Here is a 22283-nt window from a genome sequence, read left to right as displayed (position 1 = left end):
GAGGTTTGGGATTTTTGGCAATTGATCAGATCGCAAAAATCGGACTGAGTTCCCTTCCAGTGATCTATTATTTTGAAAATTTATTTATTAAAGCCAGTTCTTCCGCTTAAAATAGAGATACGGTGCAAGACCGGCAGCAATCATTAAACCAATTGCGCCCGGATAACCAAATGTCCAATGTAACTCCGGCATAAATTCAAAGTTCATACCATAACTTGAAGCCACCAGCGTTGGCGGCAGGAATACCACAGAGACAACCGAGAAGATTTTGATAATCCGGCTCTGTTCAATATTGATAAAACCCATTGCCGCCTGCATCAAGAAATTAACTTTCTGAAACAGGGATTCATTATGTGGCAATAGCGATTCAATATCCCGCAATATTTCACGGGCCTGCTCCAGTTGATCACCCGGCAAACGTGCTCGTCTTACCAAGAAATTAAGCGCACGCTGAGTATCCATAAGACACAAGCGAACTTTCCAGCCGATATCTTCCTGTTCAGCAAGACTGGACAAGGCAATATCAAACTCATCACCCTGTTTCCCTTCCATAATGACCCGGCTCAGGGATTCCAGCACGCTGTAAATATTTTCGATAACATCAGCCAACTGTTCGATCTTGGTTTCAAACAGATCCATCAGCACTTCATAAGCATTGCCATCAACCAATGTCTGATTACGAGCACGCATACGATACAATCGGAACGCAGGGAGCTCCCGCTCTCGCAATGTATAGAGACGACCATCACGAATAGTAAATGCAACTGTTGCGTTGCCAGCATGGTCTTCCGCGTCTTCAAAGTAAAAAAATGAGTGAACGTGTATCCCGTCTTCATCTTCAAAAAAACGCGCCGACGCCTCAATGTCATCCAGTTCCGGTCGGGTTGCCAGAATTTGGCCTAATTCATTTTGAACTTGCAGCCTATCTTGCTCTGCCGGTTCAACCAAATCTACCCATAAGGAATCAGATAACTTTTCTCCCTCTTCAAATTCAAGACGGAGCAGGCGATTATTCTCTAACTTAAATGCGCTCAGCATGTATCATAAGTCTCCTTTACTCCCTACGTGATCGTAAGGCGCGAATGTTACGCTTAGAAGAAAAAGCCTGTCAACATTCAACCTGGATATTATTTCTAGACTATTTCAAGTCTGGCATAAGCAGCAACCAGCCACTTAATCCCTTCCCCTTGAAACGCGATTTGCAATCGGCTATGTTCACCACTCCCCTCCATATTGACAATGGTTCCTTCACCAAATTTAGGGTGACGAACACGTTGTCCAAGGGCATAACCGCTATCATTGGCACTGATAGGCGTGCCCAACCGACTATGGCTAACTGGACGAGATACTGTCGCCCGTAACCGAACTTCTTCAATACATTCTGACGGCAGTTCCCCAATAAAACGAGATGGCCGATGATAAACCTCTTTACCATATAAACGGCGACTTTCAGCATAAGTGATAGTCAGCTTTTCCATTGCTCGTGTCAGACCCACATAAGCCAAGCGACGCTCCTCTTCCAGACGTCCACCTTCTTCAATCGACATCTGGCTTGGAAACATGCCTTCTTCCATGCCAACAATAAATACTTGTGGGAACTCCAGTCCCTTAGCCGAATGCAATGTCATTAGTTGCACTGAATCCTGATAGGCATCAGCCTGACCTTCTCCCGATTCCAGCGCGGCATGGGAAAGAAACGCCTGCAATGGCGTCAAATCTTCATCCTCTTCCTGATAGCTAAACTGACGAGTCGCGGTGACAAGTTCTTCAAGGTTTTCAATACGCGCCTGCGCTTTTTCACCTTTCTCCTGCTGATACATCGCTCGCAGGCCAGAATCACGGATAATCCTGTCAGTCTGAACATGCAATGGCATCTCTTCAGTTTCTGTTGATAACGCGTCAATCAGTTCAATAAAACGTTGCAAGGAAGCAGCGGCTCGCCCGGCCAGCACTTTCTCTTGCAGCAATATCTGGCAACAGTCCCACAAGGTTTGCTGCCGCTCCCGCGCCGCCTGACGCACAATATCTAATGTTCTGTCACCAATGCCACGGGTAGGCGTATTCACTACACGTTCAAACGCCGCGTCGTCATGACGATTGGCGATCAGACGCAAGTAAGCCAGTGCATCTTTAATTTCCTGACGTTCAAAGAATCGTTGACCACCATAAATACGGTACGGCATTGATGCCTGTAACAGCGCCTCTTCCAATACACGAGATTGAGCGTTGCTGCGGTAAAGTATGGCGCAATTTTTCAGAGCGCCCCCATTTTCAAGCCAGTTTTTAATCCGGCTAACCACATAGCGGGATTCATCCAGTTCATTGAATGCACAATAAAGGGAGATGGGTTCACCCTCTACGCCATCAGTCCACAGATTTTTACCCAAGCGATCACTGTTATTGGCAATCAATGTATTGGCAACTTTCAGAATATTACTAGTGGAACGGTAATTTTGCTCCAAACGGATAGTTTCCGCACCAGAAAAATCTTTCAGGAAACGCTGAATATTCTCAACTTGCGCCCCACGCCAACCATAAATAGATTGATCATCATCCCCGACAATCATCACTTTGCCTGTTTCCCCTGCCAACAGATGAATCCAAGCATATTGAATACTGTTAGTGTCCTGAAACTCATCCACCAGAATATTAGTAAAGCGGCCCCGGTAATGTTGCAGGATCTGAGGTTTATTCAGCCACAACTCATGCGCTCGCAGTAAAAGCTCGGCAAAATCCACTAACCCGGCCCGATCACAAGCTTCTTGGTAAGCTTGATAAATTTTCTGCCATGTCGCCTCAACAGGATTGCCATAACTTTCAATATGTTGTGGCCGCAATCCTTCATCTTTTTTACCATTGATGTACCACATGCCTTGACGAGCAGGCCATTGTTTATCATCCAAATTCATCGCTTTGATAATGCGTTTAAGCAGACGATGTTGATCTTCGCTGTCAAGAATCTGAAAATCCTGTGGCAAATTGGCATCCAGATGATGTGCTCGTAACAAACGATGAGCCAAACCGTGGAATGTACCAATCCACATGCCGCCTTGACTGGTGCCGATCAAGTTTTCAATCCGATGGCGCATCTCCGCAGCCGCTTTATTGGTGAAGGTCACGGCCATAATGGAAAATGGCGAAGCCTTCTCCACCGACAACAACCAAGCAATTCGGTGTACCAGAACTCGGGTTTTACCACTCCCCGCGCCAGCTAATACCAACATATTGGTCCGCGGAGCAGCTACAGCTTCCCGTTGTTTGTCATTCAGACTTTCGAGCAGATAGGAGACGTCCATAGTTACCATCAATTGATTAGACAGCGACCCGAGGTTGCTGTGTTTTTATACAGAATAATTTCTTGATTATATCAATGCTGTCAAAGAAGCCAAATTGTAAATCTCAATGTGAGGCAGCAGGCGGCTTTCCGTTGTCTGCAATAGCTTTTTGTTCTTAGTATTTATCCAACAAGCCTGCATACCACTACGCAGTGCCCCTGCCACATCAGTATTCAAATCATCACCGACATGTAAGATTTGACCAAGCTGTAAATCCAGGCGATCCGCAGCCAAACGGTACATATCGCTGCAAGGTTTTGAGCGCCCGTCAGGGCCAGCTTTCAGCACAAATTTAAAATAAGGGGCCAGACCACAGGCGGCAGGTTCCGCATTACCATTAGTAATGGCGACTAGTGGCATCTGTTCAGCAAGTGCCGCCATAGTTTTATGTGTTGATTCAGGAATATCAATCCGATTACGCCAGAGTGTGAAATGCGCCATGACATCATCGGCCCCTCGATCAGCGTCTTCACCACTAAAACCGTAATGACAAAACATCAACCTTGAACAATGCCAACGCCATAAAGTCATGTCATGATAAATTTCAGGGTATTGCTCCAATGTTAATTCACGGAAAGCATATAGATCCTGATAATTAAGGTGACTGAACCTAGGATCATACTGCCGTACAAAATTCAGTACTTCCTCTTCTGTCTTATCCATGACTGGATGATTATCATACAGCGTATCATCCAGATCAAATGTCATCGCTAACACTGGCGCAAGAGGCCGGTAAAAACGCATTACGATTTCCCCCGTTTGGCTCTGGGATGGGCTACATCATACACTTTTGTCAAATGCTGGAAATCCAAATGAGTATAGATTTGTGTGGAGGATAAGCTTGCATGGCCCAGCAATTCCTGAACTGCGCGTAAATCACCGCTGGATTCCAGAATATGAGTGGCAAAAGAGTGGCGCAATTTATGAGGATGAATATGGCTGCTCATTCCCTGGCGTATTCCCCACTGCGCAAATCGTTTTTGTACATTACGGGTTGATATCCGCCGCCCACTCTTTGAGACAAAAACAGCATTATCCTCCGGCTCGAAGAGCTCCCGCATCACCAACCAACGATTAAGCCATTCAATCGCGGTACGTCCCAAAGGCACCTTCCGCTCTTTACTGCCTTTACCTGAAACCCATACTTCTCCACTTCCAAGATCCAAATGCCGGCAATCAAGGCCCACCAACTCCGACAAACGTAACCCAGCACCATACATCACTTCCAACATCGTCCGGTCACGCACCGATAATGGATCATTAAAATCGATATTCAGCAGTTGGTTCACTTCATCCACATCGATATTTTTCGGCAAATGACGCTTAGTTCCCGGCGTGCTAACAGTTTTACTCGGGTTAACGGAAATTTCACCTTGAATCACCTGCCAATCAAGGAAGCTGCGCAAGGAAGATAAACGCAATGCCAAGCTCGCTGACTGTAAACCAGCCCGACGACTACGCGTTACCAACATTCTCACCTTCGCGGGATCAAGATCTTTCCATTGGCTGACACCCATTTCTAAAATCATCTCAGCCAATGTGGCAAGCTGGCGACGGTAATTGATGATAGTCACTGGACTTAACCGACGCTCTACCCTGAGGTAGCGCAAAAATGCCTCAATCGGCTCCAGTAACCGGTCAGTTTCCTGCATCATATGCGTTTAATCCAACGAGATAGTATATCCGGCAATAACTTAGCCAGATGCTCAAGCATGTCAGTTCCCATACCTTCTTGATAATGTTGATGGTTCCGGCTGTTAAATATTACCATACCCAGTTCGCCCCTCGTTCCCAGTAGAGAGACAGCAACCGAACCTACCTGCCGAACTTGCGGCAACAACAATAAAATTTCCGGCCCATTTAGCATACCGAGATAGTGGTTTTTATTACCAAAACGCTGAATACGGATTGGTTCAAAAGCATTGCGAGAAAGCGCTAAATTAGGTGCGTCAAGTGGTGCGCCAATATGCCATTTGTCATTGAAAAGACGGATGCTGGCACTATTTAACCCCATATTCTTAGCCCATGCACTTAACCGACTAAGCATGTCTTGCAAACTCTCTGCCGCAACCAAATCAATCAGTAACTTAAGCAACTGCTCAAACAGTTGTTCATTCACTCTAGCCTGTTCCATGAGCCGAGTTATATCTTCTTCCAGATAAGCAATCCGCGCTCTCTGGCGGTTCATATACCATTCAACCAAAGAAACCGTTTCTCGTACCGGGTGAGGAACCCGCATCTGTTCAACGACACATGCATTACGGATAAAGAAATTGGGGTTTTCCAGCAAATAATCCACGACAGTCTGATCATCAAGTATGTCATTGATGTTCAACTGCTCTTCTTTTTTCTCCATCTTCGATGCTCCGCAGCTCAAAACAGAATCGATTACAAATGAATTGCGCCATCATAAACATGCGTCGCCGGCCCCGTCATATAGAGCGGTTTTCCCGGCCCGTCCCAACAGATAAACAGTGAACCTCCCGGCAAATCTACCCGAACATGATTGTCGAGCAGTTGCTGCTGAATGCCTACTGCTACCGCTGCGCAAGCACCACTGCCACAAGCTTGGGTTTCCCCAACGCCACGTTCATAAACCCGCAAGCGGATATGACCACGGTTTAAAATTTGCATAAAACCAATATTCGCCCGTTCAGGAAATCTTTCGTGGCTTTCCAACGCTGGCCCCAAAATTTCTACTTCGGCCGTTTCCACGTCCGGCACTTGAATCACACAATGAGGATTCCCCATAGAGACAACACCACAAAGAACCGTTCTCTCTACTACCCGTAAAATATAGGTTTTTTCTGCCCTTAACGCCCGAAATGGCACATGATGCGGCTCAAATTCAGGTTCCCCCATATTAACGCAAACCTGCTCATCATTGGTGATGCTCAACACCATCCGTCCCGATTGCGTGCTGACTTTAATATCACGCTTATTAATTAAGCCTTTAAGACGGACAAAACGGGCAAAACAACGCGCTCCATTGCCACACTGTGCAACTTCGCTACCGTCAGCATTAAAAATACGATAGTGAAAATCCATATCTGGATCATAAGGCGCTTCAACAATTAACAACTGATCGAAGCCCACACCAGTATGTCTATCTGCCAAACGGCAGATTAGCTCTGGTGAGAAATAAACATTTTGGGTCACAGCATCAACGACCATAAAGTCATTACCCAGACCATGCATTTTGGAGAACTGCATATCATGCTCCACGTAAGCCGTAGTCATTGACTATCGGCTTATCTCGCTTATTTCTGAGAGGTGCTATCCACTTTCTGCCCTTGCTGCTCAGTATTCGCGGGAATCTGAGACGCAGTTGTCGCCTTCTCGGTTGATGGTTGTTCTGGAGGAAAATAGAGAGGGCCTTTTAGTCCACAGCCGGAAAGTATCAATAAGGTTATGATAGCCAGAAATCCGCGTAATTTTTTCTTCATTGCATTAATGCCTGTAATTCATACGTCAATATTCTCTATAATCGCAGTTAGACCTCGAAAAGCAAATAGGAAATGAAGATGAACGACAGTGAATTTCACCAGTTAGCTGACCAACTAATGTTTTATATCGAAGGGCAGTTGGATAATTACGATGGCAATGCTGATATCGACTGTGAAACCAATGGCGGTGTCATGACCCTCAGCTTTGATAATGACAGCAAAATTATTATCAATCGTCAGGAACCGTTTCATCAAATCTGGCTGGCAACCAAAAGCGGGGGTTATCATTTTGACTACAAACAAGGTCAGTGGATTTGTGACCGCAGCGGCGACAATTTTTTAACCATGCTAGCACACGCCATCACCGAGCAAAGTGGCGAACAGTTCAGTTTTTCGTAATTGAACCTACCCCGCGCCGCGGGGTAAATCAGTAATGAGACACAGAACGATAAAATTCTGACCGCTCTTCTTTACCATTCTCACCATCATGCGTTACACATAAATGTGAAAAAGATGAGCCACTAAATGGAATAACCTGAATCTGCCCTTCCATTTGGACAATCTGATAAAACTGCGGCAAGTTAAAGTTGATAAAACTTGATCCGTAGGTAAACCGATCATGAGATGAAGAATAAAACCGGCTGACGTCACGAACCAACTCTTCCTTACTTCCCTCACAATGAGAATAGATTTCTACCCGGTTGGTTTCATCCAGAATATAGATATTAAAACTTTTACTATCTTGCGTATTTTCGAAGAAAAATTGAATAATGCCCTCGCTGGCAAAACCATCAACTACCGCGGGCAAATGTGTCTCTTTGGTATTAATTTTCACCGGCAACCCATGCAATTTGTTATTAGAAATCGCTCCATAGAATTCCACGGCATTTTCCAATTTCTGTACAGATACATTTAGACGCTCAAAGAACAACCCCCAAGTCTGGCCGGCAATACGTAACGCTTTAAAACGACCAGGGTCCTGACGATTGCTGGATAAACGTAACTCAATACATTCAGATACCAGTTGCTGGATACGAGTTCGGATAAGCCCTCGTAAATGTTCGCTGTAACAGAACACTTCAACCGCCGCTGGCGGCGCGGCATCTTGATGCATCTTGCCCAATATGGTCTTCAACGCTTCCAGCACAGATTGTTCACCACTAAAGTGTAAGGTCCGCACTTCATTCCATGAATTACGGTAAAGTAAGTCAATACTTTCCACTAAACATTGTTGCGATTCACCAAAGCTGAATACATCAAGCTTACGGAAATCAAAATGTACAACCTGATTAGAGAATTCAGCCGTTGGATCTTTCTCCAAATTGACAATAATTGCCAAATGGCGAATTTCACACGGACTATAAAGTGCTTTCGGTGTCGGCGCTGGCAAACGGATAGGGAAATGAGCGGAAATATCGTTAATCAATTCATGCAGTTTCAGTTCATCACATTGGGTGTCGCCATGATGAATATGGATACACGATTTCTCTGTTAACAAACCATTAAAATAGGTCCACGATACCAGTTTATTGAGATAACGATTATATTCCAGAGGTTGATGACCAATAATCGATCCAATCGTCGGCGCCTGATTGTAAAGATACCAACCGCTGCGGTTTGCACGTCCTTGAGGAACATAGATAAATGTTAAATTTGTCTCTGACAGGTCTGGCGAAATTTGCGGATTAACCAGCGTTACTTTTCCTGGCAATGCTTCAAATGCAGCATAAAGTTTACGCGTCAGCACACCAATATCCTGTGGACTGGCACTAACACTCAGATTATTACGGCGGGCAAAACGGATAAGATTACGGTAACTCTGCATCATGGTATCAAGCAGTTCATTATGCGCATCACGAACTTGTTCAATTTTCCATGAGTTGCGGTTATCCAAAATTTTCAACCGCTCTGGTTCCCACTTCCATTCATAGACCAGTTGAGTCAGAACCTGGCGTCGCCAGCCAATGCAACCTTTATCATCCTGATTAAGAGAGAGCTTTTCACAGACTTTTAAATAAAAACATCGACGTATTAGATCTAAACGGGTCGTATCATTAATTTCCGTCAGATAACGGGTAACACGCTCAAGCATCATGCTGTATGCATCAAGGCCAAAGGAGACTATTTCACCAGCATGCAAGCGCTGTTTCATATCCATTGCCAGTAACTTACCATTGGGATATTCCCAAGAATAGGCCTCCAGTAATAAGCTTTTTAATACGGCTTTATAAGGGGAATCGATACTTTTGTAGAGTTGCCATAAGCTAGCGCCAAAATACTCTTCAGCGGATAACTCACCCAATCCACCAAGATCAAGCCACTCATTTGGCGTCAAAACACCTTGCGCATAAAGGGATAAAACATATTCATCATAATGACGTTCTTCTTCTACGGGCACCATTTCCCATAACAAACGTTTACCCGCCATACGTACAGCGGTGCGGTAAAATTCATCCAGTAATAGAATATGCTGAGTAGAACCGCAATCCTCACCGCCGAGACTACCACTCGTATTATGGCGAAAACGGTTTTCATCAATAAGAAAAAAGTTAACTTCAATACCAAGCGCTGCCGCCCATTGTTCAATAAGCGTGCACTTACGTTGCAGCAAAAGGCGCTCATCATTATCCAGCCATGACTGATGACATACCCAGATATCTAAATCAGAGCAACCGCTCTGCCCAATTGATGAGGTACTGCCCATTGAGTAAATACCGGTAATAGGCAGTTCGCCATTGGCAGGCTGTTCTATGAAGTGTTCTAATTTACTTTCTAAATCATTAAGATAAGATTTTTGTGTTTCATCATGCACGAAAAAACATACGCCGCAGGGAACATTACCGTTAATGTAACCTGGCATCATCGGATGATGATAATGCAATAATACTGGCAGTAAACTGTATACCTGCTTAAATTCCGCACTCATGGCGGTGGAGGCGCGTTCTAACCTGAGTTGGTTTATCGCATCCAGTCTCTGCTTCAGTGTTTCGATATAAAGGTACAAGACGTCTCGCCCGATTGAGTTCCAGTGCCCAGATAAATCCCCCGTTTCCGGCTGTTATAGCTTGATGGAATTATTTAGAATGATTTTTACCAATTTATTACCGGAAACGTGATCAATTTAACACCTTGTCGATAAACCGTAAAGTCAGTAAAGCAATTGAGTTGCGATGTCCTATCGTACTAAAAATCAAATAATACATTGTTATATATGGAAATAATCGAAAAACCCATACTGTTTATACTTTCTTATACGAAAGAATTTTTCTCCACCCATTTTTTTAAACTAATACGTATAATACCTTGTTATCATCAATCCGATGAAAATGACTCCGTTGGCTATATTTTAATTAATGATTCTTTTCATTCAGGATTCCTTAATTACAGAAATAGTTTACTGAAAAAGTTAATTCATAATTAAATCAACCTATTTCCATTGCCATAAAAATAATTTAAAAATTAAAATTTATTTTATACTTTAACATAACCAGCATACCTTCTTCTTAGCCCCCTAGCTGGAAAAAAAAGTGCTGAAGTGTTAAAACGAGTGCTATGTTTTTCATTTATATGACGGCTGAAAAGCCCGAGAAATACCAACATCTATGTCAACTAAAACCATCCGTATCGCAACCCGGCAAAGCCCTCTAGCCATGTGGCAGGCGCTGTATGTTCAGCAAAAACTACAACAATGTCACCCAGATCTGGAAGTTCAATTGGTCCCGATGGTAACCAAGGGCGATGTCATTCTGGACACGCCTCTGGCAAAAATCGGAGGAAAAGGGCTGTTTGTCAAAGAGTTAGAATTAGCTCTGCTTGAAGGCCGAGCCGATATCGCTGTCCATTCAATGAAAGATGTCCCGGTCTCTTTTCCAGAAGGATTAGGTCTGGTCACTATTTGTGAACGTGATGATCCTCATGACGCTTTCGTCTCTGTCAAATATCCTTCTCTTGATGAATTGCCAACAGGCAGCACTGTTGGCACATCAAGTTTACGCCGTCAGTGTCAACTCCGTGAATTACGTCCTGATCTGATTATCCGTGACCTTCGGGGCAATGTTGGAACCCGCCTGAACAAGTTGGATAATGGTCACTATGACGCAATCATCCTCGCCGTCGCAGGATTGAAAAGGTTAAAACTGCATGAACGTATCCGTATACCATTGACGGCAGAACAATCATTACCTGCCGTTGGTCAAGGAGCGGTAGGAATTGAATGCCGCCTTGACGACCAACAAACACAAACTCTGTTAGCGCCATTAAACCACTATGATACAGAAATCTGTGTTCTTGCCGAACGTGCAATGAATACCCGGCTAGAAGGGGGCTGCCAAGTACCAATAGGTAGCTATGCCATTTGGCAGGATGGGAAAATCTGGTTACGGGCATTAGTTGGCGCTCCCGATGGTAGCATGATGATTCGCGGTGAGAGAACAGCTTTACCAAAAGACGCTTGCCAGGCAGGAATTGAATTGGCAGAAGAGTTATTAGAACGGGGCGCTCGGGAAATTCTAACCGAAATTTATCGAGGAAATCCCCCCACATGAGCATTCTGGTGACTCGTCCTGCTCCTGCCGGAGAGGAACTAGTCAGAAAGTTACAGGCTGCGGGAAAAACAGCTTTCAGCGCACCTTTAATCAATATTCACCCAGGTTCAGAGCTGCCGCAGCTCGCTGAGAAGCTTAACCATCTAAATACCTGTGATATGGTATTTCTGTTGTCAAAAAATGCAGTTTATTACGCAAACTCACAGTTAAATAAAATTAATCTGTCATGGCCCGACAAGCTGATTTATTATGCTATTGGCAGATCAACCGCTCTGGCTTTTCATCAACTAACGGGTATGAATGTTATCTGGTCATCAGAGGGTGAGACCAGCGAAATCCTGCTAAAACTACCATCACTACATCAGGTTGAAAATAAACAAGCTTTGCTGCTCAGAGGAAATGGCGGACGTGAACTTATTGCCCGGACGCTGACAGAAAGAGGCGCCACAGTTAATTATTGTGAATGTTATTTCCGCCAGCCAGTAGACTACCCGGCAGCAGAATTCAGTGCCCACTGGCAAAAGTATGGAGTACAAACTTTAGTTGTAACCAGTGGCGAAATACTGCAACTGTTATATAACTTAATACCCGAAAGTGATCGAAACAGGTGGTTATTGCATTGCCGCCTGATTGTGGTAAGCGAGCGTCTTGCACATACCGCCCGGAACTTGGGCTGGCAGGATGTTAAAGTTGCAAAAAGTGCAGATAACAACGCCTTAATTCAGGCACTAGAATAAACTGACATGGGATGCCCACTATGACGGAGCAAAAACAGTCCTCCGAGACAGTTGAACAAACAAAAACTACGGTTGAAAACTCGCAACAGCCCGAAACCGAGCCTCAAAAGCAAAAACGTTCTGGCACGCTAAAAAACCTTATCGCTATTGCAATCATGCTGGCAATCGGCGGCGGTCTTTATTATTACGGACAGCAGCAAAGCCATTTACTGAGCACAGAGAACCACGAGCTACGCCAACAACTGGAATCACTGAAACAACAGCAATCACAGGATAAACAGCATATTGAAGCGCTGTTTAAAGAACAATCACAGACTTTAAGCCATTTCGCCGCACAAAATAATCAACTGGGTAATAGCCTGCAAGAGTTACAGGCCAAAATCTCTGCGTTATCCAGCTCTGATGTAAAAAGCTGGCTACTGGCACAAGCCGATTTTCTAGTCAAAATGGCAGGCCGAAAATTATGGAATGACCAAGATATAGTCACCGCCGCTGCTCTGTTGAAAAATGCAGATGCCAGTCTCGCTGAAATGAATGATCCAAGCTTGATTGAAATCCGTCGAGCAATTACGCAAGACATCAGTACATTATCCGCCATTAGTCAGATTGATTTTGACGGCATTATCCTGCGAGTTAATCAGCTTTCTAACCAGATAGATAACCTGCGTCTGGCTGACAATACAACCGATGGTTCGCCAATGGACGAAGATAATGATGAATTAACCGGTACATTATCTGAATGGCGCCAGAATCTGAGCAAAAGCTGGAAGAGTTTCATGGATAATTTCATTACCATCCGTCGCCGGGATACCACAGCAGAGCCATTACTGGCGCCAAATCAAGATATCTATCTACGAGAGAATATCCGAGCTCGTCTGTTAATTGCCGCCCAAGCAATACCGCGTCATCAAGGTGAAGTTTTTAAACAGTCATTAGAAACGGTTTCAACTTGGGTTAGAGCTTATTTTGATATCAACGATCCCAATACCAAAGCATTCCTGGAAGAAATTGATTCATTAAGCCAACAACCGATTTCCATCACTGCGCCAGACCAACTTTCAAGCCAGCCTTTACTGGAAAAATTGATGCAAACTCGGGTTCGCAGCTTACTTTCCCAATCTTCTGAAACCAACCAGGGGGGTTAAGTTATGCTGAAAGTTCTATTACTGTTCGTGGTACTCATTGTTGGTATTGTGCTTGGCCCAATCGTTGCCGGCCATCAGGGATACGTTCTGATTCAAACTGACAATTACAACATTGAAACCAGTGTTACCGGCCTGTTCATTATATTTGCTCTTTTACAACTGGCACTCTGTCTCCTTGGTTGGTGCTACCGCAGAGTTATACGCACAGGCTCACGTACCCGTGGCTGGTTCCTTGGACGCAAACGCAGCCGTGCCCATGCCCAAACAAAAGAAGCGCTGATCAAACTGGCAGAAGGCGATTTCAAACAAGTTGAGCAATTACTGACCCGTAACGCTGATCATGCAGAACAACCTGTGGTCAACTATTTACTGGCGGCTGAAGCCGCTCAACAACGCGGGGATGAATTCCGTACCAATCAATATCTGCAACGTGCGGCAGAAGTCGCAGACAATAATCAGTTACCGGTGGACATTACTCGTGTACGCATTCAACTTGCGCAAGGTGAAATTCATGCAGCCCGTCATGGTGTAGACAAGCTATTAAATCAGGCTTCGCGCCATCCAGAAGTCTTACGCCTGGCTGAACAGGCTTATATGAAATCAGGAGCTTACCAGTCACTGATTGATATACTACCGGTAATGGAAAAAATCCATCTACATGATGAGTTACAAATTCACAAATTGCGCCAGCAAGCCTATATCGGCCTGATGAATCAGTACATGGCAGAACAAGGCAGCGAAGGCTTAAAACGTTGGTGGCATGATCAAAGCCGAAAAATTCGTCACGATGTGGCTTTACAAGTTGCAATATCTGAACATTTAATTGAATGTGATGACCATGAAACTGCACAAAAGATCATTTTGGAAAGTTTAAAACGTCAATACGACGAACGTTTACTCTTATTGATTCCACGCTTAAAAAGCGAAGATCCAAAACCGATACAAAACGCGTTGGATCATCAGCTAAAGCAACATGGTTCAACTCCCCTGCTAAACAGTACGCTTGGGCAAATTGCTTTACGCCACGGAGAATGGGAAAAAGCAGTAAAAGATTTTAAAACCGCATTAGCCCAACGTCCTGATGCACATGATTATGCTTGGTTAGCAGATGCATTGGATAAACTGCGTAAACCAGAAGAGGCGGCACAAGTTCGTCGCGAGGGATTAGTACTCACTTTGAAGCGTGAGAGTAATGTAGTTAAGAGCGATCTCGTTAATAGCAATAGTGTCAGCTAATACAGTAGCCTTTAATCTATCCATCGCCATTCCTTTACAAGTTTTTCATGTCACTGATTAAAAATGCCCCACACGGGGCATTTTTCTAACCATATTTTTTGGCAAAATCTTCATCGGAAGTACAAAGATAAATAATAAATTCAATAAATGAGATCAGTGTAGGAATAAATGTCCAGCAAAATAACAGATATAAAATCCCCATACCGATTTTGCCCAGATAAAATTTATGAGCGCCAAAGGAACCAAGGAAAAACGCCAACAATGCAGCAACAATACGGCTATTACTACCGGAAGAATAAGCCTTTATCATCGCGCCACAATGTGGGCATGATTGTGCAGACTCATGCAACATTCGACCACAACCAAAGCATCCAATCATTTTTGACATCAATATTCCCCTTAAGATAAGTTTAGGAACGAAGTAACTGAATTAATTTTATAGCAAAAAACTAACCATCATATTTTCAGTTCTGTTTATATTAGATAGTAATACCTAAACAGTATATAAACCTACCAGATATATCTTTTAGAAATAAAAAAAACACCTACCTTAAAAACAAAGATAGGTGTACAAATACAATCAGGTCTACAGACGGATAGTGCCTCACTCAACGTTGAGTCCGGTCGGCGATGAAAAGAGGGTTATATCTTACTCATCTGTGACATGGACAATAGGCACCGATAATCGGCTCTGCATCATCCCTGGGTTTATGAAGCATACGCAATCATAAGAAATAGGATGAGCATCTACGTTTATAGTAATGCATTTAGCGTGCCAACTTTTATTCAAATGAAAGCTGCCTCGCTTCATCAGCTATTTCTCTATTTATTACAACAACAAATCGAATCATCACAAAATCCATTTTATGCACTGTCTCTTATTTGAGACAAAACACAAGGTATTTATTATTTTCATTATAATTCAATTGGTTATAAGTCTCTTATTTGAGACAGCTAATATATCAATTGTCGTCAAAATACAAAAAATAAGAAATTTACATACAAAACAAATAGTTATTTTCAAAAAAATAATCCACTAAATTTGCATCAACAGAGCACAACTTGAAGGTGCATGGATTAGGAAGGGAAACAAAAAGTCGGAGAGAGGGCAAAAAGGGATAAAATGCAAAAAACCCTGCATTGCAGGGTTCTTTTAGAATTTGGTCGGCGAGAGAGGATTCGAACCTCCGACCCACTGGTCCCAAACCAGTTGCGCTACCAAGCTGCGCTACTCGCCGAAATTTTCTGTATTTTCTATTTCTTCTTTTCTCTTTTTTATGGTGCGAAAGGGGGGACTTGAACCCCCACGTCCGTAAGGACACTAACACCTGAAGCTAGCGCGTCTACCAATTCCGCCACCCTCGCGTGTCATAAAAAAGATGGGGTGGCTAATGGGACTCGAACCCACGACAACTGGAATCACAATCCAGGGCTCTACCAACTGAGCTATAGCCACCATAACAACTATTTACTGCTAAACACTTAACTACCCAACAGCGTAATACATCACCGCAGCTCTTGCACGCAAATAATGGCGCGCCCGACAGGATTCGAACCTGAGACCTCTGCCTCCGGAGGGCAGCGCTCTATCCAGCTGAGCTACGGGCGCTTAACGCCGTTGCGGATGGGGATAGTACGGATTTAATGATTTACTGTCCAGTGCTTTTTTAAAGAAATGATGCGTTTGATTACACCTTGTTCATTTCGTAGATAAAGCCATCCCTTAATTTCCCTACTCACTACCACCATGACAGTAAATCAGCCGATCACGCTTTAAGTTTTTTACCGTTAAAAAGCGTCACCAACCAATAAATCAGCGACACCATCAACAAAAATCCCCCACCTACCAGCAATGAGAAACGGGTATCCGGGTTAATTGCCATACCGATCAACACACAACATAAAAATGCTAATGTCAGATAATTGACATAGGGGAACAGGATAGATTTAAAACCATGTCGCTTCAGTGCTTGCTGATGGTGCTGACGAAAACGCAACTGGCTCACCAGAATAACAAACCACGGAACCATTCCTGGCAGTACACTAGCACTGTACACATAAACAAAAACTGCCTGCGGATTTGGGATTAAGTAATTCAAACTAGAGCCCACAATCAAACATAAGATAGTGATAGCAATACAAATTACCGGCACCCCATTCTTTGACAATTTAGTCAATGATGAAGGCAGCTGACGGTTTTGCGCCAACGCATAGAGCATCCGTCCACCACTGTACATACCGCTATTACAGCCGGAAAGCGCAGCGGTCAATACAACAAAGTTAATCACAGCTGCCGCTGAGGTGATCCCTACTTTGGTAAATGTCATTACGAACGGGCTGCCCTGTGAACCCACTTCTGTCCACGGAAATAATGTCACTACAATAAAGATCGCGCCCACGTAGAAAATCAGGATACGCCAGAGAATATTGTTAATCGCTTTTTTCAATGTCACCTGAGGGTTCTTCGCTTCCCCCGCAGTGATACCAACCAACTCCACACCCTGATAAGATGCAACCACAATACAGAGCGCAAACAAGAACCCTTGCCAATTACCCGCAAAGAAACCGCCATACACAGTCAGATTATCCAACCCAATAGGCTGCCATTGATTACCAATACCGAAAAATATCAATCCCAAGCCAATCAGAATCATGACAATAATTGTGGTCACCTTAATCATCGCAAACCAAAATTCCAGCTCACCATAAAGACGTACCGCCGCGAGGTTAGCCAAAGCGACCAGTGCCACCGCAATCAATGCTGATACCCACTGAGGAAGTTCAGGGAACCAAAACTCAGCATAAACCCCGATAGCCGTTATTTCTGATATTCCTACCGCCACCCACATAAACCAATAGCCCCAAGCGGTGAGGCATCCCCAATATGGGCTGAGATATTTATGCCCAAAAGAGGCGAAAGAACCTGTGACAGGTTCAAGAAACAGCATTTCTCCCATCGATCGCATAATGAAAAAAACAAAAATTCCGGCAATAATGTAAGCCAGCAAAACGGAAGGACCAGCCCATTTCAGTGTACTGGCCGAGCCCATAAACAGACCGACACCAATTGTGCCGCCTAATGCGATCAGCTCTATATGACGGGCTTCTAAACCCCGTTGCAAGCTATGTTGTTGATCTGCCATAAATTCCCTGTCCATTGTTATATGTTGTAATGTGCAATTAATAAAAACGTACAAGACTGATGTTAATCAGCCATAAAAAGGTCAGGGATCAAAACATGTTTTTTCACTGAGTGGAATAAAAAATTATCCAATAATTAACTACAAATAGTGAAAATCCGGCAGGATCAAACTGTTAGATAAATATTGTGGAATAAACTCATCGTATTGACCGAAGAAAGTATCGCCTGACGAAAATTTACACGACAGGCAAGAAACGGATTTACAGACGACCACTGCAATAATATCCAAGAAATTTCAGTAACTTGAACTGGCGACGAATACGGCTTGGTTGTGATAACAGACGATAAAGCCATTCAAGACCCAAATTCTGCCATGCTTTTGGCGCACGTTTTACATGGCCGGTAAAGACGTCATAAGTACCGCCAATTCCCATATACAACGCATCTGAATGAATTTCTCGACAGTCACGCATAAAAACTTCCTGTTTAGGCGATCCCATTGCAACTGTCACAATCGCCGCACCGCTGGCATGAATCCGTTCAAAAACAGCATGACGTTCTTCTGGCGTGAAATAACCGTTCTGGCTGCCAACAATATTGACGTTCCACTGAGCTCGCAGTTTACTTTCCGTCTGTTCCAATATCTCTGGTTTACCCCCAACCAGAAAAATAGGTGTGCCTTCTTTGCCGGCACGCTCCATGATGGCTTCCCATAAATCAGCGCCCGCCACACGAGAAACTTCAGCATCAGGGTATTTACGGCGAATAGCACGTACAATACTGATACCATCAGCATACAGATATTCTGCGTCACTCAGCAGTGTACTTAAAGCTTGATCTTCCTCTGCCGTCAGAACTTTTTCCGCATTAATCGCAACCAGAGTACCCGTTTTTACCTGTCCGCGTTGAAAAATATGGTCAAGAAAGTGTGCCATACCACGGAAACCCCAAATATTCAGACCACGAATACTGTATTTAGGAATATTGTTTAGCTCCATTTTCTTTCCTTACATTGTAGCGGACGTTTTTGTGATACAACCAAGTTGCTAGTCAGATACTTTTTAATCAGCCCTGCACTCTCAAATAACCAGTACAATAACTTAGCAGTTACTAGACATAAGCCAAAAATAATACAGAAAAACACTACACGAGAAACAAATGAATCCACGCCTTCACGAGCTAATACAATCATGTTGAAGATCGCGCCAAAGCAGAATGCCTGCAAGATAGCGGCCTTATAACGATTAGTCTCCTGTTTTCCTAATTCATAAATCCAGTCAAACCACTTAATTATCAATCCAACAACAATCGCACCAACCGGAATAAACAGCACGCCCCCCATCACAACCAGAGAGCCTATCAGAGTCGGGGAGATTGCCAGACCAGAGTGATTATCCAGTACTTCCCAAGTAAAATAATTCGCAGAATTCAATACAGCATCAGGGCGTCCCGGCCAAAGCCAACTTGGAATAAAGACATAGAAATCACGGATAATAGGCGCCAACCCCTGAAAATCAATTTTGTCGTAGTTATTCAGCAGTAACGCAAAATTTTCCCACGGTGAGAAAGTATCCCTTGTCAGGTAGAGGAAAGTATAAAACGCTTCTGCACCACTGACATCCAAACTATAACGTTTGAGCGCCAACCAAAACATGCCAACAATCCCTATTGCGCCCGCCGTTACCAACATCCACAAGGTTATCCAACCACGCACAATGCCAATAAACAGAAACAACGCGAACGCAATGATAATATTAGCCCGTGTTCCGCCAACAATGACATAAGTCAGTATCCCAAAAGCAACTGTGCTCATCAGAAAAAACAACCAGCGTAACTGTGTCGGCTTCAAGAAATAGACCACTAACATGGCAGGAATAAAGAAGTAAAAGAACCGTTTTAGGGCAACACCGGAAACCTGACTGGAAAAAATTTGACTGTATGACTGTAATTTAAACAGTAGAAAACCGTTTTGCATAAAGAACAGCCCCACTGTCACCACCGCAACTGATGCCAGTAGTAACCATGTAAAGTTAGTCTCTACCCGGTTCATGGTAAATACCGGTGCTTTAGGCCGCATAGACGACTTTCTTAACCGTGTTTTATAACTGACGTAATAAATACCATAAAAACAGGTCGCAGCCAGTAGAGCGTGTAGTAAGGCGTCTACAGGCACCACTTCAACATCAAATTGGAAAACCAACAAACACGTCAGTGGGAAACCAAAATAGAATGTCAGCAAATAAAGCAATGAGAAGAATATATTAAAATTAAAACGTACACGCCGGAATTCCTGATAAGTCAGCGTCAGGATGAAAACCAGTGATATCAAGTAAACAACAAATAATCCGCTAAACTGCGTTAAAGTCATTGCTGCTCTCCCGCCGCTTTCGCTAGCGCCTGCCGCCAACCATCAATAAAATTCGGGCTAAAGAAAGCTATCGCGTTTCTGTCCAGAGAGAGCATCTGCCGTTGTGCTTCCGCAATCAGTTGGTTATCTAAAGGATCACCAGAAAAAAATACCGGCACTTGCTGTTCTGTCAAATCCCGCCAAAAAAGATTCTGACGACTAAGTACAAACGGCACACCAAATTGTATCAACAGACAAATTGTTCCAATCCCCTGCTGGCGATTAAACATGAAATACCCTAAATCACAACAACGCAGTAATGCCAGATAATCATCAAACACCATATTTTGCTTAATAATGTTCAAATTTTCTGGCCGGAACAGCGATAAAGCAGCCTGTTCAACCTGATTGATATAAACCTGATTGTTTTCAGGATAACCCATTGGGATAATGATTCGCACCTTATCGCCAAACTGCTTATGAATAGTTTTCAATGCCGTAATATGGCGGTTCGATCGATCACCGGAATTCCCCAACAAAATGGTCATTTTGCCATCTTCAACAGGTGTTCTTTCTGCCATTGTCAAAGCAGGTTCCATTCTGGTTGGAAAATAGAGCAATGATGTCGGTACGTTCGGATGATGTTGAGAATAAAAATAGAGATCTCCACGAACCGCAAACACATGCCCTACCCGACGCTGCGCCAGACGACGCAAGAAATAAAATAGACGGAATTTTAACTGACGGGAGTCTTCATACAGATCAGCGCCCCAGGCATGCCACCAAAACTGATTACGTTTGATTTTTCCTGACAACAGCGCCAACCACAAGCTCACATTAAATTGGCCGTGAAAAAAAAACCGACAACCTCTATCTGAACGCGCTTGAGCAATAACAGCCTGCGCCAAAGATTTTTTACTGTCGAAGAATTCCATCTCCAATGACGAACAATCATCCAATAACGCGCGATTCCCAGTCACTACCATAAACTTCGGTTTGGCTAAAAAACCAATTTCTTGTGCTAAGACGTCATTAAAAAAGCGCAATACTGTTCGATTGTGATGTGGAATATCAGATCCCAAAACGTGAATTAGGGTTGTCATGCTCGCCTACGATAAATAAGAAATGCACCACAACAAAGGGTGAAATAAATAATGTAAGTTGCCATATAAGCCTGTGCCGCACCTAACGCTCCATTTACAGGAATGAGCCAGTGGGCAAAACCAGTAAGCAGTAAAAACTGGCTAACTTCTGTCAACACATAAAAACGCAATGCAGCCTTGGCAATCACCAAATAGCCAAAAACATAAGCGCCCACTTTCAGAACATCACCCACCAACTGCCAGGCAAAGAGATCACGCATAGCAGTAAATTTGTCAGAAAACAGTAACCAAATGGCAAAATCACGCAACAGCCATACAGTAAAACTTGCAACCGCCACCGCAGGCAAAACAAATTTCAGCGCCTTAATTATCTCATTTGATATTTCGCTCTTACCCTGCAATCGTGAAAGCGTTGGCAACAAATAAACAGTAAAAGATGCTGTGATAAATTGCAGGTAAGCATCGGAAATACTGCTTACACCTTGCCAGATACCCACATCGTGCCAACTATAACGCGCTGCCAGCAGATTTCGCATCATAATGTAGGCAACCGGTAAAGTAATAGAAGTCAGCAGGGCCATAAGGGTAAACTTGCCAAGCTGACCAGCCAGTACCTTATCCCACATGGGTTTAAAACTTGAAATCGATACCGCTTTGAGACGCCAAACCATCAATCCCGCAGGAAATATAATTAATGCAGGCACTAAAGCCAAACCCGCCAAGGCACCTTTATACCCACCAAGAACAAAACAGAGATAATAGGCCATCACGCCAATCACGCTACCTAAAATAATTGCCAGCGCATTCCTCTGAGCATCTCGGTATCCTTTCAAAATAGCCAAGAAATAGTTGGCAAAAGCAATCCCCATTTGAATAAAGGCGAGTGCCTGCACAACGGGCTCATAATCTTGATGACCAAATAACCCAACACTGATATACCCGCTAAACAGCAAAAAAATCACTGCCAACAGCGTGGAAAACCCAAGGATAATGGCAGAAGAGGTTCCCAGTACCGCACGCAATCTTTCCGGCTGCTGCTGATACTCAGCAACATATTTAGTCACACCGTTAAAAATACCGGCGCCAGCCAACACCCCAAGCACAGTGATAAGCTGACGGAAATTACCCGCCTGCCCAACTCCACTGGGGCCAAAAGCAACCGCCAGTAATTTAACGATTAAAAGCCCCACACCGATTTTTATCAGTGTGGAGCCCGCAGTCCATATTGATGCTTTAGCTAACGACATA

General features: G+C 43.8%; 19 protein-coding genes and 4 tRNA genes. 5 read left to right on the top strand and 18 right to left on the bottom strand.

Annotation, left to right across the window (positions count from 1 at the left end; all coding sequences use genetic code 11):
- Window positions 1-87: 87 nt before the first annotated feature.
- From corA to lptM, 7 genes are all read right to left on the bottom strand, one after another.
- On the bottom strand, window positions 88-1038 hold the full coding sequence (gene corA, locus Phpb_RS02315) for a magnesium/cobalt transporter CorA (RefSeq protein WP_065388998.1): 951 nt from the start codon (window positions 1036-1038) through the stop codon (window positions 88-90).
- Window positions 1039-1133: 95 nt separating this feature from the next.
- Window positions 1134-3296 (bottom strand): DNA helicase II, encoded by a 2163-nt coding sequence (gene uvrD / locus Phpb_RS02310; RefSeq protein ID WP_476742265.1) that lies wholly within the window; start codon window positions 3294-3296, stop codon window positions 1134-1136.
- A gap of 66 nt (window positions 3297-3362) precedes the next feature.
- On the bottom strand, window positions 3363-4079 hold the full coding sequence (yigB, locus tag Phpb_RS02305; RefSeq protein ID WP_065388996.1) for a 5-amino-6-(5-phospho-D-ribitylamino)uracil phosphatase YigB: 717 nt from the start codon (window positions 4077-4079) through the stop codon (window positions 3363-3365).
- A complete protein-coding gene (gene xerC, locus Phpb_RS02300) occupies window positions 4079-4990 on the bottom strand; it encodes a tyrosine recombinase XerC (RefSeq protein ID WP_065388995.1) in 912 nt (303 codons plus the stop codon). The genes yigB and xerC overlap by 1 nt, the downstream gene beginning before the upstream one ends.
- Window positions 4987-5691 carry a DUF484 domain-containing protein gene (locus tag Phpb_RS02295; protein WP_065388994.1) on the bottom strand — a complete coding sequence of 235 codons (705 nt, stop codon included), beginning with the start codon at window positions 5689-5691 and terminating at the stop codon, window positions 4987-4989. Before Phpb_RS02295 ends, xerC begins: the two co-directional genes overlap by 4 nt.
- A gap of 32 nt (window positions 5692-5723) precedes the next feature.
- Window positions 5724-6548: a diaminopimelate epimerase gene (gene dapF, locus Phpb_RS02290; RefSeq protein ID WP_065388993.1), complete on the bottom strand. Its 825-nt coding sequence runs from the start codon at window positions 6546-6548 to the stop codon at window positions 5724-5726.
- A 47-nt stretch (window positions 6549-6595) separates the two neighbouring features.
- Window positions 6596-6781 (bottom strand): LPS translocon maturation chaperone LptM, encoded by a 186-nt coding sequence (lptM, locus tag Phpb_RS02285; protein WP_065388992.1) that lies wholly within the window; start codon window positions 6779-6781, stop codon window positions 6596-6598.
- 78 nt (window positions 6782-6859) lie between these two features.
- Here lptM and cyaY point away from each other — a divergent pair, with 78 nt between their 5' ends.
- Window positions 6860-7180, top strand: coding sequence for an iron donor protein CyaY (cyaY, locus tag Phpb_RS02280; protein ID WP_046395910.1), 321 nt, complete (start codon window positions 6860-6862; stop codon window positions 7178-7180).
- 28 nt (window positions 7181-7208) lie between these two features.
- Here cyaY and Phpb_RS02275 read toward each other — a convergent pair whose 3' ends face one another.
- Window positions 7209-9785, bottom strand: coding sequence for a class I adenylate cyclase (locus Phpb_RS02275; RefSeq protein ID WP_065388991.1), 2577 nt, complete (start codon window positions 9783-9785; stop codon window positions 7209-7211).
- 598 nt (window positions 9786-10383) lie between these two features.
- Between Phpb_RS02275 and hemC the strand changes: the two genes are divergently transcribed.
- From hemC to hemY, 4 genes are read left to right on the top strand one after another with little or no spacing between them, the layout of a single operon-like run.
- Window positions 10384-11325 carry a hydroxymethylbilane synthase gene (gene hemC, locus Phpb_RS02270; RefSeq protein ID WP_065388990.1) on the top strand — a complete coding sequence of 314 codons (942 nt, stop codon included), beginning with the start codon at window positions 10384-10386 and terminating at the stop codon, window positions 11323-11325.
- The gene (hemD, locus tag Phpb_RS02265; RefSeq protein WP_065388989.1) at window positions 11322-12062 is read left to right on the top strand and encodes a uroporphyrinogen-III synthase; all 741 of its coding nucleotides are present in this window, start codon (window positions 11322-11324) and stop codon (window positions 12060-12062) included. The genes hemC and hemD overlap by 4 nt, the downstream gene beginning before the upstream one ends.
- A 20-nt stretch (window positions 12063-12082) precedes the next feature.
- Window positions 12083-13207, top strand: coding sequence for a uroporphyrinogen-III C-methyltransferase (gene hemX, locus Phpb_RS02260; protein WP_065388988.1), 1125 nt, complete (start codon window positions 12083-12085; stop codon window positions 13205-13207).
- A gap of 3 nt (window positions 13208-13210) precedes the next feature.
- A complete protein-coding gene (gene hemY / locus Phpb_RS02255; RefSeq protein WP_065388987.1) occupies window positions 13211-14443 on the top strand; it encodes a protoheme IX biogenesis protein HemY in 1233 nt (410 codons plus the stop codon).
- 85 nt (window positions 14444-14528) lie between these two features.
- On the opposite strand, the gene Phpb_RS02250 is transcribed toward hemY, so the two are convergent.
- The 10 genes from Phpb_RS02250 to wzxE form a co-directional block, all read right to left on the bottom strand.
- Window positions 14529-14831 carry an NINE protein gene (locus Phpb_RS02250; protein WP_065388986.1) on the bottom strand — a complete coding sequence of 101 codons (303 nt, stop codon included), beginning with the start codon at window positions 14829-14831 and terminating at the stop codon, window positions 14529-14531.
- Between the two features lie 773 nt (window positions 14832-15604).
- Window positions 15605-15681 (bottom strand) — tRNA-Pro (locus Phpb_RS02245).
- A gap of 40 nt (window positions 15682-15721) precedes the next feature.
- A tRNA-Leu gene (locus Phpb_RS02240) sits at window positions 15722-15808 on the bottom strand.
- Between the two features lie 15 nt (window positions 15809-15823).
- Window positions 15824-15899: transfer RNA gene (locus Phpb_RS02235), tRNA-His, on the bottom strand.
- 76 nt (window positions 15900-15975) lie between these two features.
- Window positions 15976-16052, bottom strand: a tRNA-Arg gene (locus Phpb_RS02230).
- A gap of 157 nt (window positions 16053-16209) precedes the next feature.
- Window positions 16210-17586, bottom strand: a complete 1377-nt coding sequence (thrP, locus tag Phpb_RS02225; protein WP_065388985.1) for a bifunctional threonine/serine APC transporter ThrP — start codon at window positions 17584-17586, stop codon at window positions 16210-16212.
- A 259-nt stretch (window positions 17587-17845) separates the two neighbouring features.
- A complete protein-coding gene (gene wecG, locus Phpb_RS02220; RefSeq protein ID WP_065388984.1) occupies window positions 17846-18583 on the bottom strand; it encodes a lipopolysaccharide N-acetylmannosaminouronosyltransferase in 738 nt (245 codons plus the stop codon).
- Window positions 18574-19953 (bottom strand): ECA oligosaccharide polymerase, encoded by a 1380-nt coding sequence (gene wzyE, locus Phpb_RS02215; protein WP_065388983.1) that lies wholly within the window; start codon window positions 19951-19953, stop codon window positions 18574-18576. Before wzyE ends, wecG begins: the two co-directional genes overlap by 10 nt.
- Window positions 19950-21035, bottom strand: coding sequence for a TDP-N-acetylfucosamine:lipid II N-acetylfucosaminyltransferase (locus Phpb_RS02210; protein WP_065388982.1), 1086 nt, complete (start codon window positions 21033-21035; stop codon window positions 19950-19952). The genes wzyE and Phpb_RS02210 overlap by 4 nt, the downstream gene beginning before the upstream one ends.
- Window positions 21032-22282 carry a lipid III flippase WzxE gene (gene wzxE / locus Phpb_RS02205; RefSeq protein WP_065388981.1) on the bottom strand — a complete coding sequence of 417 codons (1251 nt, stop codon included), beginning with the start codon at window positions 22280-22282 and terminating at the stop codon, window positions 21032-21034. Before wzxE ends, Phpb_RS02210 begins: the two co-directional genes overlap by 4 nt.
- Window position 22283 lies beyond the last annotated feature (1 nt).

The organism is Photorhabdus namnaonensis (assembly GCF_001684335.1).
Lineage (GTDB): Bacteria > Pseudomonadota > Gammaproteobacteria > Enterobacterales > Enterobacteriaceae > Photorhabdus > Photorhabdus namnaonensis.
The sequence above is the reverse complement of the archived record's forward strand: the minus strand, read 5'-3'. Positions and strand labels throughout refer to the sequence as shown.

Coding starts and splice junctions, on each gene's coding strand:
- corA (WP_065388998.1), bottom strand. CDS start 1,038: ATGCTGAGCGCATTTAAGTTAGAGAATAATCGCCTGCTCCGTCTTGAA.
- uvrD (WP_476742265.1), bottom strand. CDS start 3,296: ATGGACGTCTCCTATCTGCTCGAAAGTCTGAATGACAAACAACGGGAA.
- yigB (WP_065388996.1), bottom strand. CDS start 4,079: ATGCGTTTTTACCGGCCTCTTGCGCCAGTGTTAGCGATGACATTTGAT.
- xerC (WP_065388995.1), bottom strand. CDS start 4,990: ATGATGCAGGAAACTGACCGGTTACTGGAGCCGATTGAGGCATTTTTG.
- Phpb_RS02295 (WP_065388994.1), bottom strand. CDS start 5,691: ATGGAGAAAAAAGAAGAGCAGTTGAACATCAATGACATACTTGATGAT.
- dapF (WP_065388993.1), bottom strand. CDS start 6,548: ATGCAGTTCTCCAAAATGCATGGTCTGGGTAATGACTTTATGGTCGTT.
- lptM (WP_065388992.1), bottom strand. CDS start 6,781: ATGAAGAAAAAATTACGCGGATTTCTGGCTATCATAACCTTATTGATA.
- cyaY (WP_046395910.1), top strand. CDS start 6,860: ATGAACGACAGTGAATTTCACCAGTTAGCTGACCAACTAATGTTTTAT.
- hemC (WP_065388990.1), top strand. CDS start 10,384: ATGTCAACTAAAACCATCCGTATCGCAACCCGGCAAAGCCCTCTAGCC.
- hemD (WP_065388989.1), top strand. CDS start 11,322: ATGAGCATTCTGGTGACTCGTCCTGCTCCTGCCGGAGAGGAACTAGTC.
- hemX (WP_065388988.1), top strand. CDS start 12,083: ATGACGGAGCAAAAACAGTCCTCCGAGACAGTTGAACAAACAAAAACT.
- hemY (WP_065388987.1), top strand. CDS start 13,211: ATGCTGAAAGTTCTATTACTGTTCGTGGTACTCATTGTTGGTATTGTG.
- Phpb_RS02250 (WP_065388986.1), bottom strand. CDS start 14,831: ATGTCAAAAATGATTGGATGCTTTGGTTGTGGTCGAATGTTGCATGAG.
- thrP (WP_065388985.1), bottom strand. CDS start 17,586: ATGGCAGATCAACAACATAGCTTGCAACGGGGTTTAGAAGCCCGTCAT.
- wecG (WP_065388984.1), bottom strand. CDS start 18,583: ATGGAGCTAAACAATATTCCTAAATACAGTATTCGTGGTCTGAATATT.
- wzyE (WP_065388983.1), bottom strand. CDS start 19,953: ATGACTTTAACGCAGTTTAGCGGATTATTTGTTGTTTACTTGATATCA.
- Phpb_RS02210 (WP_065388982.1), bottom strand. CDS start 21,035: ATGACAACCCTAATTCACGTTTTGGGATCTGATATTCCACATCACAAT.
- wzxE (WP_065388981.1), bottom strand. CDS start 22,282: ATGTCGTTAGCTAAAGCATCAATATGGACTGCGGGCTCCACACTGATA.